The organism is Streptomyces sp. NPDC096013 (assembly GCF_044763565.1).
GTDB lineage: Bacteria > Actinomycetota > Actinomycetes > Streptomycetales > Streptomycetaceae > Streptomyces.
Window position 1 is genome coordinate 571,058 of record NZ_JBIWGK010000006.1, and the last position, 14,596, is coordinate 585,653.

Annotated in this window: 12 protein-coding genes; 11 read left to right on the forward strand and 1 reads right to left on the reverse strand. The window is 72.3% G+C overall.

The window, feature by feature from the left end:
• Positions 1-54 precede the first annotated feature (54 nt).
• Entirely contained in the window at positions 55-3,897 is a 3,843-nt protein-coding gene (locus tag ACIRB1_RS23510; RefSeq protein WP_403466812.1) for an amino acid adenylation domain-containing protein, read from the reverse strand.
• 162 nt (positions 3,898-4,059) lie between these two features.
• Here ACIRB1_RS23510 and ACIRB1_RS23515 point away from each other — a divergent pair, with 162 nt between their 5' ends.
• From ACIRB1_RS23515 to ACIRB1_RS23565, 11 genes are all read left to right on the forward strand, one after another.
• Positions 4,060-4,635, forward strand: a complete 576-nt coding sequence (locus ACIRB1_RS23515; RefSeq protein ID WP_403466813.1) for an NADPH-dependent FMN reductase — start codon at positions 4,060-4,062, stop codon at positions 4,633-4,635.
• Entirely contained in the window at positions 4,632-5,264 is a 633-nt protein-coding gene (gene epsC, locus ACIRB1_RS23520) for a serine O-acetyltransferase EpsC (RefSeq protein WP_403466814.1), read from the forward strand. Before ACIRB1_RS23515 ends, epsC begins: the two co-directional genes overlap by 4 nt.
• Before the next feature lie 43 nt (positions 5,265-5,307).
• Complete coding sequence (locus ACIRB1_RS23525) at positions 5,308-6,252, forward strand: PLP-dependent cysteine synthase family protein (RefSeq protein ID WP_403466815.1); 945 nt, start codon at positions 5,308-5,310, stop codon at positions 6,250-6,252.
• Positions 6,249-7,520, forward strand: a complete 1,272-nt coding sequence (locus tag ACIRB1_RS23530; protein WP_403466816.1) for an MFS transporter — start codon at positions 6,249-6,251, stop codon at positions 7,518-7,520. The genes ACIRB1_RS23525 and ACIRB1_RS23530 overlap by 4 nt, the downstream gene beginning before the upstream one ends.
• Before the next feature lie 58 nt (positions 7,521-7,578).
• Positions 7,579-10,074, forward strand: a complete 2,496-nt coding sequence (locus ACIRB1_RS23535; protein ID WP_403466817.1) for an ATP-grasp domain-containing protein — start codon at positions 7,579-7,581, stop codon at positions 10,072-10,074.
• Positions 10,071-10,811 (forward strand): hypothetical protein, encoded by a 741-nt coding sequence (locus ACIRB1_RS23540; RefSeq protein ID WP_403466818.1) that lies wholly within the window; start codon positions 10,071-10,073, stop codon positions 10,809-10,811. The genes ACIRB1_RS23535 and ACIRB1_RS23540 overlap by 4 nt, the downstream gene beginning before the upstream one ends.
• Positions 10,812-12,077 carry a hypothetical protein gene (locus ACIRB1_RS23545; RefSeq protein WP_403466819.1) on the forward strand — a complete coding sequence of 422 codons (1,266 nt, stop codon included), beginning with the start codon at positions 10,812-10,814 and terminating at the stop codon, positions 12,075-12,077.
• A gap of 27 nt (positions 12,078-12,104) precedes the next feature.
• Positions 12,105-13,073, forward strand: a complete 969-nt coding sequence (gene cysK, locus ACIRB1_RS23550; RefSeq protein ID WP_403466820.1) for a cysteine synthase A — start codon at positions 12,105-12,107, stop codon at positions 13,071-13,073.
• 1 nt (position 13,074) lies between these two features.
• A complete protein-coding gene (locus tag ACIRB1_RS23555; RefSeq protein WP_352179644.1) occupies positions 13,075-13,290 on the forward strand; it encodes a 4-oxalocrotonate tautomerase family protein in 216 nt (71 codons plus the stop codon).
• Positions 13,291-13,352: 62 nt separating this feature from the next.
• Positions 13,353-14,336 carry an acetyl-CoA carboxylase biotin carboxylase subunit family protein gene (locus ACIRB1_RS23560; protein WP_403466821.1) on the forward strand — a complete coding sequence of 328 codons (984 nt, stop codon included), beginning with the start codon at positions 13,353-13,355 and terminating at the stop codon, positions 14,334-14,336.
• On the forward strand, positions 14,309-14,461 hold the full coding sequence (locus ACIRB1_RS23565) for a hypothetical protein (protein WP_352179642.1): 153 nt from the start codon (positions 14,309-14,311) through the stop codon (positions 14,459-14,461). Before ACIRB1_RS23560 ends, ACIRB1_RS23565 begins: the two co-directional genes overlap by 28 nt.
• Positions 14,462-14,596 lie beyond the last annotated feature (135 nt).

Below are 14,596 nucleotides of genomic sequence, written 5' to 3' on the forward strand. Positions count from 1 at the left end.
TCACCGCCCCGGCACCCGCTTGGTCCCCCGGGGAGTCACACCGCACCTCTCGGCTCAACTCCCCATGGCCCGCCGCACCGCGGCCACCAGCTCCCCCACCCCCCGCTCCTTCAGCACCCCGTAGTGGTCCCCCTCCAGATCGACCACTACCGGCGGCTTCGCGGAGTACCCGGACGCGCCCTCCAGGAATGAGTAGTCGTCGCCCCGGGCCTTGAAGACGGTGATCGGGGCCTCGACCCGCCGCTCCGCCAACTCACGGAAGGTGTAGTCGAATTCGTACGTCGTGGAGACGATGCGGGTGATCCGGCGGATCGTCTCCGTGTCGAGCGCAGGGAGCAGCTCGCCGACGTACGACACGAAGCTGTCCTCGTCCCGGGTGGCATCGAGGCAGGCGTCGAGGGCCGCGCCCTCGATGGTGCCGGTGAAGACGGAGAAGAGGATCGTCACGTACGCGGGGTTCGTGTACGACGCGTCGCGGCCCCAGGTGACGCCGTCCGCACGGCGGATCTCCGGGTTGCCGGGGCAGATCAGCAGCAGGCGCTCGACCTTCTCGCCCGCCTGCTCCAGCTGCCAGGCGGCCTCGAAGGCGACCCGGGCGCCGAAGGAGTAGCCCCACAGGGTGTACGGCCCGCTGGGCTGGACGCGCCGGAGCTCGCGGAGGTCGGCGCTCGCCATCTCACGGATCGTGGCGTACGGGGTCTCGCCCGCGTTGATGCCGTGCGCCTGGACGCCGAAGAAGGGGCGGTCCAGGGCGACCCGGCCGCCGAGGAGACGCAGGTTCATCGGGTAGCCGCCGAGGCCCGGCCAGCAGAAGACGGGGGTGAAACCGCCCTCGCGGGCCAGCGGGATCAGACGGGAGACCGGTGCGGTGGGAGCCTCGTCGATGCGTGCGGCGAGTTCGCGCAGGGTCGGTGCCTCGAACAGGGCCTGGAGGGGGAGCTTCGTGCCGTACTCCCTGTTGATCCTGTTGACGAGGGCGACGGCGATCAGCGAATTGCCGCCGCTGGCGAAGAAGTTGTCCTCGGTGGAGACATCGGCCGGGTCCGGGTACTTCAGGGCCGTGCCCCACGTCACCGCCAGGCGGGTCTCCGTGGGCGTCTCCGGTGCGACGTACGGTCCCGCCGTGCGGGCCGCGGTGACCTCGGGGGAGACCGCGAGGGCCTTCGTGTCGATCTTGCCGTTGGCCGTCAGGGGGAGGGCGTCCAGGACGAGGACGCGGCTCGGGACCATGAAGTCCGGGAGGGCGCGGGCGAGTTCGTCGCGGATCATCTCGGCGGGCCCCTTGGTGTGCACGGCGTCCTCGCGCATGCCCTCGCCGGCGACCTGCTCGGCGCTGACCCGGCCGCCGAGGAAGAAGTACGACGCCCCGCTCGGGATGCCGGCGGCGGCGAGGAGGTCGTCCAGGCGGCGGGCGGCGGGCAGCGGGTGCCCGGTCTTCGAGGAGTAGCCCGAGGACATGAAGCCGAAGCCGGGGGTGCGCTGGAGGTGGTGCAGCCGGGTGCCCAGCTCGATGTACTCCAGCCAGGGTTCGGCGGTCCGGCTGACCGCGCTGATGCCGAAGCTCGCGCGGTCGTAGACGCCCTGGTTGATGGCGATGACGTGCCGGGGTTCGATCAACTCCGTGCCCAGCGGCTCCAGTCGGCCGTCGCGGTAGCGGTACTGGCCGCCGGGCAGGCCCTCGACCCGGCCGGGGTGCGCCTGCACGAACAGCTCGGTGGAGTCGTCGCGCGGCACACCGTCGTCGTCGGGGGTGAGGGCGAACGTGCCGAGGTAGTAGTCCTCGTCGGCGACGTCGAGGGCGTCCTTGACGGCGGGGAAGTGGCCCAACGGGCGTACCGTCAGGCCGTGTTGAGGGAGCACCTCCTCCAGGACCCCGAGCATGTGGCCGGTCTCGAACTCCAGGACCTCCTGGATGTTGGTCTTGTAGACGGGCTCGATCGCGCGCCGCTTGCCGAGGAAGTGCAGGACGAGCCCGCCCTCCGGGCAGTGGCCGCTCGGGTCGCCCACGCGGACCAGGGTGTGGTCGGCGGGGTGGTGGTAGTACACGCCGGGCGCGAGACCCGCGGTCCCGCCGGACTCGATGTGCAGCTGGGTGGCGTACAGGGCGCCGGGGGAGGCGTAGGAGTACTTGGGGAGCAGGCGCTCCTCGCTGCGGAAGGGGCCCAGCCAGCGCAGCACCGTGCCGAGCCGGTCGAGGGTCAGGTCGGTGAGGGGACGCGGGTTCCGGGGTGTCCGGCGCGGGGCGAGCAGGGTGAGGAGGTCGTCGCGGGTGACCGGGCCGCCCTCGTAGAAGCGGTAGGTCTTGCGGGCGAAGGTCTCGCGGCGCTGTTCCGGGGTCGCCTCGCGGCCCGGCAGGACGACGACGGGGCGGCCCGCCAGCTCGGCCGGCTCGCGCAGGCCCGGGTTGGACAGCTGGGCCTTGACCTGGAGTTTCGACGCCTTGGACTGGTGGTGGGCGCCGTGCGCGCCCTGGTCCATGACGGCGGCGGTGCGGGGGTTCAGCTCGACGCAGGCGACGAGGGCCTGGTGGCCGGTGCGGGCGTCGTCGGTGACGAGCGTGGCCGCGCGGCGCACCCAGGTGTGCTCCTCGATACGGGCCGCGACCTCCTCCAGCTCGACGCGGTAGCCGCGCAGTTTGACCTGGTTGTCGGTACGGCCGACGAACTGAAGCGTGCCGTCCGGGTTCCACAGGCATACGTCGCCCGTGCGGTACAGGCGCTCGCCCGCGGCGAACGGCGAGTCCACGAACCGTTCCGCGGTCTGCTCGGGGCGCCCGAGATAGCCGCGCGCCAACTGGATTCCGCCCAGGTGGAGTTCGCCGCTCTCGCCGATGTCCACGGGCGCCCGGTCGGCGTCGAGGACGTAGGCGCTCAGGCCGTCGACGGGGACGCCGATCGGGACGGTCGCGCTCGCGCCGCCGCCCAGGGAGTCGGGGTCGACCTGGTGGGCGGTGGCGTTGATGGTGGTCTCGGTCGGGCCGTAGAGGTTGATCAGGGAGACGCCGGGCAGCTCGGCGAGGAGGTCGCGGGCGAGCCGGTGGGTGAGGGCCTCGCCGCCGGAGAAGACCCGCTCCAGCGAGGTGCAGGTCGCGAACTCCTCGGTGTCCAGCAGGGCTTGGAGCAGCGTCGGCACGCACTGGAGGGTGGTGACCTCGCCCGCCCGTACCGCCGCCAGGACAGCCTCGGGGTCGCGGTGGATGCCGGGGGCACCCATCACCACCCGGGCGCCCGTGGCCGGGGCGAGGATCTCCCACTGGGCCGCGTCGAAACTCATCGGCGTCTTCTGCAACACCGTGACCTGCGGCCCGAGATGACCGCAGTCCGCGAGCCAGCGCAGCTGACTGACGACGGCCCGGTTCTCGATCATCACACCCTTGGGGCGACCCGTACTGCCCGAGGTGTAGATCACATAGGCCAGGTGCTCCGGGGCCGGCACGGACGCGACCGGTGGCAGGTCGCCCTCGGAGGGCGCGTCCTGCGGGGTGAGGACCGTCGTGCCGCGCGGCGCCAGGGCGGTGACCCGGTCGCGCAGATGCGGCTGGGTGACGACGACCGAGGTCCCGGAGTCCTCCAGCATGTAGCGCAGCCGGTCCTCGGGGTAGTCCGGGGACAGCGGCAGATAGGCGGCGCCGGCGGCGAGGATGCCCCACGCGCCGACCATCAGGTCGAGGGACGGCTCGGTGAACAGGCCCACACAGGTGTCGGGGCCGATCCCGAGATGGGCGAGCCGGTCGCCCAGGGCGCGGCTGCGGCGGTGGAGTTCGCCGTAGGTGAGCCGGGTGTCGCGGTAGTCGACGGCCGTCGCGTCGGGGCGCAGGGCGGCTTGGTGGGCGAGCAGGTCGGGCAGGTGGCTGCCCGTGAGCGGTATGCCGGACGTCAGTGCACTCGCGGTCTTCATTGGCGTGGTTCCCCCTGTTGATCAGCCGTTGATCAGGTTGCGGTCGGGGGCTACCGAAGGCTTCCCGTGCCGGTACCGCCGGGCGCGGGAACGGCACGGGACGGGTTCGGGACCGGCGGGGGTCAGGCTCGGAGCCAGCCGAGAACTGAGGGGCAAGCCGCCGTGACCAAGATCGTGCTCATCTCCGGGAGCGTCCGAAGGGACTCGCTCAACGCGTCCGTCCTCGCCACCGTGCGCCGTCTGCTGACCGAGCGGCCGGACGGGGACACGTACGAGATCGAGTCGCTGTCCGTGGGCCTGCTCCCGCACTTCGACTGGGACGTCGAGCAGGCGGACGGCTCGCCCGAAGTGCGGGCCGCCAAGCGGCTGGTGGGGGACGCGGACGCGGTCTTCATCAGTACGCCCGCCTACAACGGCGAGATGCCGGGCGTCCTCAAGAACGCCCTCGACTGGCTCTCCCGCCCGAACGGCGAGAGCGCGCTGAGCGGCAGGACCGTCGCGCTCATCAGCGCCTCGCCGGGTGCGCGCGGTGCCGTCGACGCGCAGACCGCGCTCGCCCGGGTGCTGACCAGGTGCGGCGCGCTGGTGGTCGGCCACCAGCCGGTCGCCATCGGTCGGGCGGGCCAACTGCGCACCGCTGAGGGCGACTTCACGGACCCCGAGACCGTCGCGGCCCTCGGCGGGCTGATCGACGCGACCCTGGCGGCCGTACGGGAACCGGCGGGGGCGGGCGCATGACGAACCGCGCACACGGCCAACAGCTCGCCAGCAAAGGCCTGTTCAGCACTCTCGGCGAAGACCTCCGCGTGGTCGTCGAGCGCGACCCGTCCATCCGCAGCCGCCGCGAGGCCCTGCTGCACCCGGCGCTGCCCGCCCTGTGGACGCACCGGGTCGCCCACCGCCTGCACCGGCGCGGCCACCGGATGACGGCCCGCCTGCTGGCCTACGGCGCCCGGCGCGCCACCGGTGTGGAGATCCACCCCGGCGCCGAGCTGGGCCGGCGGGTGTTCATCGACCACGGCGCGGCCGTGGTGATCGGCGAGACCGCGCAGGTCGGCGACGACGTGACGATCTACCACCAGGTGACGCTGGGCGCGGTCGGCTGGTGGAGCGATGTGAAGCGGCCCGAGGGCGAGCGCCGGCACCCGCGCGTCGGCAACGGAGTCGTGCTCGGCACCAACGCCACCGTGCTCGGCCCGGTCACCATCGCCGACCACGCCGTCATCGGCGCCCAGGCGCTGGTCAACAAGGACGTGCCCGCGTACGCCCGGGTCCTCGCGCCGACCGCCGTGATCCGCGCCAAGGGGCACCAACCCCGCCTGATGGAGGACCTGTTCGCGGTGACCGCGTCGGCGGGGTCCTGGTGACCGCCCGCACCGTCCACCGACCGCTTCCCACCGAGGACCACTCATGTCTCTGGCCGTAGTCGACAGCATCGCCGACCTCGTCGGCTCAACCCCGCTTCTGCGGCTGCCCCTTGAGGGCGCGGAAGGCCGGGTGCTCGCCAAACTGGAGTGCGCCAACCCGCTGTCCAGCATCAAGGACCGGGCCGCCCTGTTCATGCTCCGGGCCGCCGAGGAACGCGGCGAACTCCGGCCGGGCGACACGGTGGTGGAGTCGACGTCCGGCAACACCGGTATCGCGCTGGCCGCGTTGGCGGTGGCGCGCGGCTACCGGTGTCTGATCGTGCTGCCCGACAACGCCACCCAGGAACGCGTCCTGACCCTGCGGATGCTGGGCGCCGAGATCGAACTCACCGACCACACCCTCGGGTTCGCGGGCTGTGTGGAGCGCGCCGAGAAGCTGGCGGTGGAGATCCCCGGCTCCTGGTACGCGAGCCAGCACACCAACACCGACAACGTCCGGGCCCACTACACGACCACCGGCCCGGAGATCTGGGCGGCCACCGAGGGCCGGGTCACCCACCTGGTCTGCACGGTGGGCACCGGCGGCACCCTCACCGGAACCGCCCGCTACCTGCGGGAACGCAACCCCGAGCTGCGGGTGGTGGCCGTGGAACCCACGGGTTCGGCGCTGCTGTCGGGCGGTGCGCCCGGCCCGCACCGCATCCCCGGTCTCAACGGCGGCTTCATCAGCCCGGTCACCGACGTCGAGCTGATCGACGAGGTGATCGCGGTCTCCGACGAGGACGCGGCGGCGGCCACCCGCGCGATCGCGGCCCGCACCGGACTCCTCGTCGGCATCTCCTCCGGCGCCGCCGCCCACGGCTGCGCCGAGCTGGCCCGCCGCCACGACCTCACGGACGCCACCGTGGTGACCGTCTTCCCCGACACCGGTGAGCGGTACCTCAGCTGGTGGCCGGACGAGCCCATGGACGCGGAGGCCGACCGGTGAACCTCAAGGAGCTGCACCCCAACCTCCGGCTGCGCATAGCCGTCGCCTTCGTCCAGCGGTTCTTCGACATCATGCTCGTCCCGCTGATGGTGATCCACTTCGCGAAGCTCTACGGCGCCGCGACCGCCGGTCTGATGACGCTGGTCGTGGCCCTCGCGGCCATCACCTGCAACCTCGTCGGCGGCCACCTCTCCGACACCTACGGCCGCCGCCCGGTCCTGCTCGGCGGTGAACTCGGCGCCTGCCTCGCCTATCTGGGCCTCGCGTTCACGGCGTCCCCGGCGGGCGGCGGCAACGGCGTCGTCATGTACGTGCTCTACCTCTTCGCCGCCTGCTCGGCCGGCACCGCGCTGCCCGCCAACGACGCGATGCTCGTCGACGTCACCACCGTCGAGTCCCGCACCGCGGTCTACACGATCAACTACTGGTCCACGAACATGGCGTTCATGCTGGGCTCGCTGGTCGGCGGCTTCTTCTACTACGGCTACTTCTTCCAACTCCTCGCCGCCGCCGGGATATGCCTCGGCGCGGTCTTCACCACCACCTTCCTCGGCATCAAGGAGACGGCCCCCGAGGACGGCGTCGAGAACCCGCGCGGGGTCAGGTCCGCGCTCACCGGCTACCTGTTCGTCGTACGCGACCGGGTCTTCCTGCGGCTGATCGTCGCCGCGCTGCTGATCCGCTCCATCGAGGTGCAGATCTCGTCGTCGATCGCGGTACGCCTCGGCAACGACTTCACCACGCAGGACCTCATCGACCTCGGGCCGTGGCACGTGCGGGTGAACGGGGTCAACATGCTCGGCATCATGCGGGCCGTCAACACGCTGCTGGTCGTCTGCTGCGCGCTGTGGGTGGGCAAGGTGCTCGGCAAGGTCGGCGAACGGCGCCGGCTGATGAGCGGCATCGTGGTGTTCACCATCGGCTACATGGTGTGGGCGGTCAGCGGCGACGCCTGGACCCTGATCGTCGCGACCTTCGTGGTCACGGCCGGCGAGCTGATGAACGCCCCGGTGAAACAGACCCTGCTGGCCAACTCCGTGCCGGACGCCTCCCGCACCAAGTACATGGCCGCGTACGGCCTCCAGGTCCGCCTTGGCCTGCTCGTCGGCTCGCTCTGCGTCACCATCAGCGCCCTCGTCCCGCCCTGGGGCATGGCCGTCGTCTACGCCCTCTTCGGCCTCGCCGCGATGGCCCTCTACCAGTCGCTGTTCCGCGCGCAGGACGCCCGCGCGGCCCGCGTCGCCCACGCGGTGCCGACCGCAGGCTGACCCAGCCGACCGCCGTATCCCGCACCCCACTTGCGCAACTTCCTGAAAGGGCCCAGCAGTGACCGAGAACCACCGGATCCTCATGGTCCAGCCGTACCGCCAGCTGGTGGAGAAGGCCGTGGCCGCCGGCTTCGAGGTCGTCTCGATCTGGGACCCGACCCTCCAGACGCCGGACTACCTGCGCGACGTGGCGCGCCACTCCGTCGCGTTGCTCCACGCCGACTTCACCGACGAGCCCGCCCTGCGCGCCCTGATCCGCGAGACGGCCCGCGCCCACGACGTCGCCCACGTCCTGCACCTCGGCAAGGAGTCCACCATGCTCCCGGCCGCCCTGGAGGCCGATGCCCTGGGCCTGGCCCTCAACCCGCCGGAGGCCGTCCGCCGCCTCAACGACAAGGCCGCGATGCGCGCACTCCTCGCCGCCCACGCCCTCTCCCCGATGCGCAGCGCGACCACCGACACCCCCACCGAAGTCCCCGCACTCCTCGCGGACTTCGGCTACCCGGCGATCGTCAAGCCCACCCGCCTCCAGGGCAGCGCGGGCGTCCGCCTGGTCCGCACCCCCGACGAACTCCACGCCTGGCAGCAGGAGGTGCGGGACTTCTCCTACGACGGTCCCGTGGTCGTCGAGGAGTTCCTCGACGGCCCCGAGTTCAGCGTCGAGACGCTCAGCGCGGCCGGGGTCCACCAGGTCGTCGGCGTCACCGCCAAGCAGGTCACCGACGGCGACCTGTTCGTGGAGACCGGCCAGCTCTTCCCGGCGCCGCTGCCCGCCGAAACCGCGGCTGAAATGGGCGAGTTGGTCACCGCGTTGCTGGACGCGGCCGGTCACCGCTTCGGCCCCGCCCACACCGAGATCATCCTGACCGCCGACGGCCCGCGCATCGTCGAGTCGCAGGCCCGGCTCGGCGGCGACCGCATCCCGCACCTGATCCGCGTCGCCACCGGCTTCGACATCGAGGCCGCGATCTTCGAGGCACTCGCCGGACGTCCCGTCACCCCGGGTCCCGCCGAGCGCTCGGCGGCGATCTCCTTCTTCCAGCTGGAACCGGGCCGCATCGAGAACGTCCGGGGCCAGGCCGCCATCGAGGAGTTGCCGTACGTCCACGACCTGCGGTTCCCGTACGGCCCCGGCGACGAACTCCCCGTCACGGTGCACTCCGGCAGCCGCCACGGGTTCGTGGTCGTCGAGGGAGCCGACGCCCGGGAGACCGAGCAACGGGCGCGTGCGGCGCAGGAGTTGCTGACGGTGACCTACACCTCGGCGCGCCTGAACGCCGTACAGCCGCAGAACGCGCGGCCGATGGTGCCCGAGCGCACCCTGCTGCTGCTCGGGCATCTCACCGAGCCGCTGCGGATCGCCAAGTCCCTCGGCCTGAACGTGATCCTGATCCAGCACAAGGACAAGTTCGACCCCGAGCAGGCGCGGCTCGCGGACGTCACCTTCGTCGCCGACTTCACCGACTGGGCCGTGGTGGAACCGCTGGCCAGGGCCGCCCACCAGGTGTGGGACTTCGCCGCCGCGCTCTCCCTGACCGAACCGGGCCTGGAGATCGCGGGCCGGATCAACGACCTGTTCGAGCTCGGCGGCACCGGCCACGAGACGGCACGGCTGCTGCGGGACAAGCTCGCGATGCGACGCCATCTCGCCCAGGTGGCACCGGAGTTCGCGATCGGCGCCGGACCGCTGACCGACCGGGACAGCCTCGCCGCGTTCGGGCCGGCGCACGGCTACCCCTTCGTCGTGAAGCCCACCGACCTGACCGCCGGGTTCGGCATCTTCAAGGTGTCGGGGCCCGAGGACGTCGACGAGGTGTGGCGGCGCATCGAGACGCTGCGCGCGGACGGCGTCGACCGGGGCACCACGCTCTACCAGGTCGGCGGCTACCTCATGGAGGAGTACATCCCGGGGCCCGAGTTCAGCATCGAGTCCTTCAGTTTCGGCGGCCGGCACGTCGTCGTCGCCATCACCGAGAAGCTCGTCGACGAGACCCACTTCGCGGAACTGGGCCACGCGATGCCGGCCAGGCTGCGCGCCGAGGACGAACGGCGCATCGAGGCGGCCGTGGCCGCCTTCCTCGACGCGGTCGGCCTCAAGGACGGCCCCGCGCACACCGAGTTGAGGCTCTCGCCGCGCGGACCCCTGGTCATCGAGGGTCACAACCGCAACGGCGGCGGACGTATCCAGACCCTCGTCGAGGCGGCCTACGGCATCGACCTCGTGCGGTACGCCCTCGCCTGGCCCTTCGGCCTGGTCGAGCCGCTGCCCGCCCGCCCCGAGGCACGCGCCGCGGGCTGTGTCCGCGGACTGCTCGGACGCCCCGGCACGGTCGCCGAGATCACCGGCGCCGAGGAACTCCGCGCCCACCCTGACGTCCTCGCCGTCGACATCGCGGCCCGTAAGGGTTCCGTCCTGCGTGCCGCCCGCGACAACTGGGACCGGCTCGGCCTGATCGCCGTCACCGGCCCGGACACCGACAAGGCGGTCCTGCTGTGCGAGGAACTGGTCGCGACCGGGCTCACGGTCCGCATGGAAGGGGAGGACCGGGCATGACGGTCGTCGTACTGCACCGGCGGTCCCTGGGGGAACTGCCGTACGGGGAGTGGCTGGGCGGGGACGCGATCGTGGTGGACTCCTCCACGACCGCCGCGGACTCCGCCTCCGCCACCGCCGAACTCGCCGTCCTGAGCCTCGCGTCGAACACCCACGTGACCGCGCTGGTCGCCCTGCACCCCGACGACCAGATCCGCGCCGGTGCGCTCCGCGACCGGCTGGGTCTCCCCGGGCAGACCCGGGACGAGGCCATAGTCGGCGCCGACGCGATCCGGGCGGCCGAACTGCTCGGTGCCGCGGGCGTGCCCGTCGTACGGCGGGCGCCCGCCGCCACGATCCCCGACCTGTACCGGGCCGCCCACGCCTGGGGATATCCCCTGGTGGTGCGGCGGCGGCGCGGCCCCGAGCGGGCGGTCGTCGCCCAGCTCGCGGACGAGACCGCGCTGCGTGCCTTCGCCCGGGGCGGTCTCGCCGAGGGCGACACGGCCGCCACCGCAGGGCTCACCGTCGAACCCGCGACCGGCGGACCCCGGCACCACGGCCCCGGCAACCCGGCCACCGACGCGGCCCTCGCGGTGCTGCCCGCGGCACCGGGCCATCCCTTCGAGACCGAGGCAGTACGCGACGCGCACGGCACCTGGCGCGTCGACATCGTCCGGTACACGGGGGACACCGGCGACGCACGTCACCTCGTGTGCGCGCAGGCACGGCAGCTGGAAGACGCGGAGGCGGTCTGAATGAGTGTTCTCGTCCTGCACCAGGTCGGCTCGCTGCACGCGGTCCCCTACGACTCCTGGTTCGCCGACCACGACGGAGACGTCCTGCTGCTCGCCTCGCGCGAGAACCTGGACCGGGTGGGCGAGCAACTCCCGCTGTCCGGCGCCGGATACGCGTACACCGAGGCGGTCGACGGCTACGACACGAGCGGGCGGCTGGAGGAACGCGCGCTGGACCTCGCGCGGGCGTACGGCGTCACCCACGTCGTCGCCCCGCACGAACGGGACCTCGAACGGGCCGCCGTGCTGCGGGAGATACTCGGCCTGCCCGGTCAACGGACCGGTACCGTGCTGCCGTTCAGGGACAAGTCCCTGATGAAGGAGCTGGCGGCGGCGGCCGGGGTGCGGGTGGCCGCGTACCGGGAGATGGAGACGGCGACCGACATCGTGGCGTTCGCCGACGCGCACGGCTTCCCCCTGGTCCTCAAGCCGCGTGACAGCGCGGGCTCGGTCGGCCTCCATATCCTCGGCAGCCGCGAGGAGCTGGACACCTACCTCGCGAAGGACTTCGACCTCTACGGCCCCGACCTGCCGAACCTCATCGCCGAGGAGTACGTCCCCGGCCCCCTCTGCCACATCGACGGCCTGGTGCTAGACGGCCGGCTCGCGGTGGCCTGGCCCTCGCAGTACCAGTACGCGCTGGCCACCTACGCCACCGACACCGGGCCCCGGATCGACCTCACCCTCGACGTGGACGACCCGCTGGCACACCGGCTGCTGGCGTTCACCGAGCGGCTGCTCGCGGCGCTGCCGGGGCCGGAGAACTTCGCCTTCCACGCCGAGGTCTTCCACACGCCCGACGACGAGCTGGTGCTCTGCGAGATCGCCTGCCGCACGGGCGGTGCCGCGATCCGCGACATCGTCACGCTGCTGTTCGGCGCCGACCCCACGGAGAGCTGGCTGCGCGCCGAACTGGGGCTGGCGGTGGCCGTGGAGCGACCGCCGTCCGGTGAACGGCCGTTGCCGCGCACCATGACCGGCCAGCTGGTGCTGATGAAGCGGCCGGGGCGGGTTGCCGCCGTACCGGACGCCGTACCGCCGGAGTTCCCCTGGGTCGAACGGTTCCGGGTCTTCGTGCAGCCCGGCCAGACCCTCGCGGCGGCCCGGACCTCGTCCGACTTCCTGTGCACGGTGCTGGTCTCGGGACCCGACCGGGCGACCGTGGAGACACGGTTGCGGCAGGTCGAGACCTGGTTCCTGGAGCAGCTCGTGCTCGAAGACGCCTGATCCACTTCCGACCCACGTGAGGACACCGTGCCCCAGCCCATCGCCGACAGCATCGCCGACCTGGTCGGCTCGACTCCGCTGGTCCGGCTGCGTATGGACGAAGCCGCCGACGACGTACGGGTGTTGGCCAAGCTGGAGTCCGTGAACCCGCTGTCCAGCATCAAGGACCGGGCCGCCCTGTTCATGCTGCGGGCCGCCGAGGAACGCGGCGAACTCCGGCCCGGCGGAACGGTCGTCGAAGCCACCTCGGGCAACACGGGGATCGCGCTGGCCGCCCTCGCCGCCGCGCGCGGCCACCGCTGTGTGATCGTGCTGCCCGACAGCGCCACCGCCGAACGCGTCGCCCTGCTCGGCGCGCTCGGCGCCGAGGTCGTCCGCACCCCGCGCGAGGCCGGCTACCAGGGCGCGATCGCCCGGGCCGAGGAGATCCACGCGGCCACACCCGGCTCCTGGTTCACCCGCCAGCACGAGAACGAGGACAACATCCGCGCCCACTACGAGACGACCGGCCCCGAGATCTGGGCGGACACCGGCGGCCAGGTCGACGTCCTGGTGTGCGGGGTCGGCACCGGCGGCACCCTGACCGGCATCGCCCGGTACCTCAAGGAGCAGAACCCGGCCGTGCACGTCGTCGCGGTCGAACCGGAGAACTCCCCCGTGCTGTCGCGCGGTTCGGCGGGGCAGCACCGCATCCCCGGCCTCAACGGCGGATTCGTCGCGGCCACCACCGATGTCTCCCTCATCGACGAGGTCGTCACCGTGACCGACGCGGACGCCTTGCACACCGCCCGTGAACTCGCGCGCGGCCAAGGAGTGTTCGTCGGCGTCTCGTCCGGCGCGGCCGTGCACGCCTGCGCCCGGCTCGTCGCGAAGCCCGAGTACGCGGGCCGGACCGTCGTCACCGTGCTGCCCGACACCGGCGAGCGCTATCTGAGCCTGTGGCAGGACGGCACGGACACCACCCTCCCCAACACCCCCTCTCGCAAGGAGCAATGACATGCCGGTGATCACCGTCGACTGGTGGCAGGGCAACGACCGTGCCGCGCGCGCCGAGCTCGTGGCCGAACTGACCGCCACCGCCTCCCGGGTCGCGGGCTGCCCCAAGGAGGCCGTGACCGTCCTCGTCCGGGACGTACCGCACGACCACTGGGGCAGCGGCGGCACCCTCGCCGACGAACTCGTCGGACTGGACCGGTCACCGGCCGGCACATGAGGTGCGGAGCCGACCGGAGGCTGCTCCTCGTCCGGCCCTGTCACACCTCGGTGGTCAGGGCCGTGACGGCCGGGTTCCGGGTCTGGTCGGTGCAGGACCCGGCGCTGTGCGCACCGCACTGCCTCGCCGAGACCGAACGGCTGTCCCAGGGCGTGCAGTTGACCGACACCGGCGACCCGGCCGCGCTCGCCGCCCTGCTCGGCAGGACCGCGCGCCGGCACGGCATCGCCCAGGTCCTGCATCTGGACGACCGGCGCCGCAGCCTCGCCGCCCTGGCCGCCGCCGACCCGTCCGGTCCGGCCTGCGCCACCCCGCAGTCCGTGCGCCGGATCAGCGACCACACCGCGATGCGCCGCCTCCTCAACGAGAACGGCCGCTCGCCCGTCCGCGCCCGGGTGGCCCGGTCGGCCGCCGAAGTCCCGGCACTCGTACGGGCGGTGGGACTCCCGCTGGTCGTCAAGCGGACCGACGCGGCGGGCACGCACCACGTCACCCGGATCACCTGCACCGGCGATCTCGCCGCCTGGACGGCCCGCCGCGCGGCGGACGCCGCACCCGGCCCCTATCTGCTGGAGGAGTACCTCGCGGGACCCGCCTTCGGCGTGCACACCCTGACGGTCGACGGCGCCCACCACGTCCTCGCCATCACGGCCCACCAGCACGCCGACGGCCCCGTCACCGAGCTGTACCCGGCCCCGCTCGGCGCCCCCGACCGGGCCGAACTCCGGGCGGCGGCACGGGCGTTGCTCGATCTGGCGGACTACCGCGCCGGACCGGCGTACACCCGTCTCGTGCTCACTCCGCGCGGCGCCCGGGTGGTCGCCGCCGAGGCGTCCTTCGCCGGGCGCGGCCCCGAACCGACGCGCACGGGCGCCGATGCCGACCCCGAACTGAGCCTGTTCCGCGCACTCGCCGGGCGGCAGGATGACCGACGGTATCCGAGCGGTATCGCTTCGGGATCGTTCGACGACACCATGAGGGACGTCGAACGACATCACCACCACAGGGGGGAAGAACGATGCGCAGGAAGACGGTCGGGCTCATAGGGATCGTGGCGGCGGTTCTGGCACTGGGCTGGGGGGCCACGGTGGTTCCGGCGAACAACGGGGGACCCGACACGGTGGTCGCGGGCGCGATGAACAACGGGGGGCCGGACTTCTTCACCGGCTGACGGCCGCCCACGGCACGACAGTGCCCCGCATCCCGACGTAGGCGGGCTCTACTGATCCCCGCAACGCCCTTGAGTTCAGGGAGTTGCGGGGATCGTGGATTTCGAGGTGCTGAAGGCGAGGTTCTTCGAGGCACT

Excerpts from the sequence above, each read along its gene's own strand:
- ACIRB1_RS23540 (WP_403466818.1), top strand. The coding sequence starts at position 10,071 with ATGACGGTCGTCGTACTGCACCGGCGGTCCCTGGGGGAACTGCCGTAC.
- ACIRB1_RS23555 (WP_352179644.1), top strand. The coding sequence starts at position 13,075 with ATGCCGGTGATCACCGTCGACTGGTGGCAGGGCAACGACCGTGCCGCG.
- ACIRB1_RS23545 (WP_403466819.1), top strand. The coding sequence starts at position 10,812 with ATGAGTGTTCTCGTCCTGCACCAGGTCGGCTCGCTGCACGCGGTCCCC.
- ACIRB1_RS23565 (WP_352179642.1), top strand. The coding sequence starts at position 14,309 with ATGCGCAGGAAGACGGTCGGGCTCATAGGGATCGTGGCGGCGGTTCTG.
- ACIRB1_RS23525 (WP_403466815.1), top strand. The coding sequence starts at position 5,308 with ATGTCTCTGGCCGTAGTCGACAGCATCGCCGACCTCGTCGGCTCAACC.
- ACIRB1_RS23510 (WP_403466812.1), bottom strand. The coding sequence starts at position 3,897 with ATGAAGACCGCGAGTGCACTGACGTCCGGCATACCGCTCACGGGCAGC.
- epsC (WP_403466814.1), top strand. The coding sequence starts at position 4,632 with ATGACGAACCGCGCACACGGCCAACAGCTCGCCAGCAAAGGCCTGTTC.